Here is a 2705-nt window from a genome sequence, read left to right as displayed (position 1 = left end):
CGCCATCGACTCGCTCATCCTCCAGGCCCCCGACAGTGCCTGCGGGATGCTCGCGGCATACCCCGCCGACTCGCTCACCACCGACGATGACCGCGCCTACCACGCACTGCTCACCACCATCGCCGACTACAAGGCCTACCGCCCCGCCACCACCGACAGCGCCATCAACATCGCCGTCAACCACTACGACCACGACGGTGCCAACCCCGACCACCGCATGCGCTCCCTCCTCTACAAAGGCTGCGTCATGGAAGAACTAGGCGACCCCAAAGCCGCCATGCGCAACTACAAAGAAGCCCAATATGCCTGCCCCGACAACGACAATTTCCACCAAGGCTACATCCACTTCCGCATTGGTGCGTTATTTCAATATCAATTCAAATCCCAAAATGCAATTGAGCATTTCAAAAAAGCATCTGAGTACCTACGTGTTGCCAATGATACATTATTTTATATAACGACTATAAAAAACATAGGGGATCTATACTGCACAATCGACCAAGACAGTGCCAATACCTATGCTCAACGTTGTATCGAACTAGGTCAAAAGAATAATGACGAATCTCTTAGATTGTTCGGTTATACAATTAAATCAAGACTATATTTCTATAGAGAAGAATGGGAAAAGTCTATAGAATGGTCTACAAAAGTTAAAAATGCACCTGTTGATTTTATACAAGGAAACGATATTTATTACTATTTATGCCTTTCATACATAAAAATAGGCAATATTGATTCTGCACAGAATGTTATGGACATGATACCGACTCCAAAAACAACATCTGACAGTTTGAGTTATTATCAATGTCTTTCAGATCTCGCCAAAGCCAAGCACCTTTATGACAGTTCTGATGAGTACCAAAAAATCCCTGACAACATTAATTCTTCTGTTGATGCTATGTTGCAAGATGACAGCTTGGTTATGATTGAAAAAGACATTGACTCAAAAACACTAGAGCAGAATCAAGGGAGAACTATATTAAGCTATATACTGCTCATATTTTTCATCCTTTTATTTGTGTTTGGTGCAAGTGTTTTTGTCCACCGCAAGCACAGGCGTGCACTTCGTGTTTTCGAGAAACAGCTGAATGAAGCCAAATATAACACAAAGCAACTTATCGACCAGTTTGAAAACATTGTTAAGGAAAAAGACAACGCATTATCCCAAATCATAAAAGACAGGGGCAAAATTGACACGGAAAACCTTGAAACTCGAAAGAAACTTATAGAATCCATTGAAGGAAGCCTTTCGTGTTATTCTTCTGTACTCACAAATGTGCTAAAACAAATGAAAGCCACAAGCAAAGAGAAGAACACTAAACTCGCGTCCATCATGGACGATGAATTCTTTGCCCAGCTCCACTTGTATCTCAATTTGAGATATGACAACATCATTGAGAAACTCACTAACGGAGGTTTAAATCTCAACAAGGAAGAAATAAATATCATCTGTCTTGACCTATGCAAATTCCCCAATACAGTTATTTGGTATTATAGCAAGTGTGGTCGTTCTCACAGTGTACTTACAAAAAAAAGAATAATAGCCCAGAAAGTAATCAATTCTTCCGACATCAAGGACATACCTCAACTATTCCAAAAATAAAATCAGTATAAAGAATTTAAAATGTATAAAACTCAACTTTAGCATGTAAAACCATTTGAGCCTCACCTATTTGATCCAATTAGCGTCCTGCTGGACGCAGTGCGTGTTGCATTTCTTCCCCCACCGCCACTTCGTTCGGCGGTGGGGGTTATTTAGGTATTGTCCTGCCGGACAATAAATTAGCAATATTTATTATCAAATGCTAAAGTTGAGTATAAAACAACTATCCAAGCTAAAAAGGCATCCTATTTAGCAACATCCAATCATAAAATTACAATAACCACATTTACAACACACATATATCCAGCAGTTTATATCTAATATCATATTTTTTTCACCCCCCCCTCGCGTAAGTTATTCGTTTTTAAATAATTAACTCAATAGCACTTGTATGGTTTTTTATCTACTGTTAATCAGCGTGTTATAACCCAAAATAGCACTAAAATTATTTTGATGTAAAAAATTAATTCCGTTACTTTGCAGTCATAAACCAATATTTTTTACATTTATGAAACAAAAACTTTTATTATTGATTTCACTTGTTTTAATTTTTAATGTCAGCCTAAATGCTAATGTTGATTCAATTAATGACAATCAAAAGCGTGTTGTTATAATTAATGGAAACCATCGTCCACAACCACACGTTTGTGAACCTTTAGTGCAGTTTTACACTGCATCATCTATTTTAACCATTGATTTTGGCAACCAGCCGGTGAACAATTTTATTGTCACCATTTCATCGCTTTATGCCGATGTTGACTACTATGCGACATCTACCTTCACGACAATTCCCATCGCCGTGGACGGCATCAGTGACTATTCCATCACTATCGAGACCGGGGACGGTGACCTATTCGAGGGCACACTCTATGCCGCCGACTACGCTACCACTGCTACATTTTAGCTCTCACAAACTTAAAACGGCTGTAATTGCCAACTTATTTATTTGATTTTCTCCTATTCCTCAAATCCGCAGTATAAAATTTGTTAACGTTTTTGCACGCGTTAGAGGGGCATCGCCTGGCCGGATCGGTGGCAACGTGCTAAGTTCTGTGTGTTTTTGTCACGAGCGGGCACACTGCCCCTTTCCCCAATCCTTTCG

At 40.0% G+C, this 2705-nt stretch carries 2 protein-coding genes; both read left to right on the top strand.

Annotated elements, in window-relative coordinates; translation table 11 throughout:
- Nucleotides 1-1603 (top strand): hypothetical protein (locus ACKI3C_RS06895; RefSeq protein ID WP_407403400.1); only part of this gene is annotated, 1603 nt, incomplete at its 5' end.
- Nucleotides 1604-2315: 712 nt separating this feature from the next.
- On the top strand, nt 2316-2507 hold the full coding sequence (locus tag ACKI3C_RS06890; RefSeq protein WP_407403398.1) for a hypothetical protein: 192 nt from the start codon (nt 2316-2318) through the stop codon (nt 2505-2507).
- Nucleotides 2508-2705 lie beyond the last annotated feature (198 nt).

Origin of the sequence: Sodaliphilus sp., from assembly GCF_045598405.1 — a bacterium.
GTDB classification, from domain to species: Bacteria; Bacteroidota; Bacteroidia; order Bacteroidales; family Muribaculaceae; genus Sodaliphilus; species Sodaliphilus limicaballi.
The sequence above is the reverse complement of the archived record's forward strand: the minus strand, read 5'-3'. Positions and strand labels throughout refer to the sequence as shown.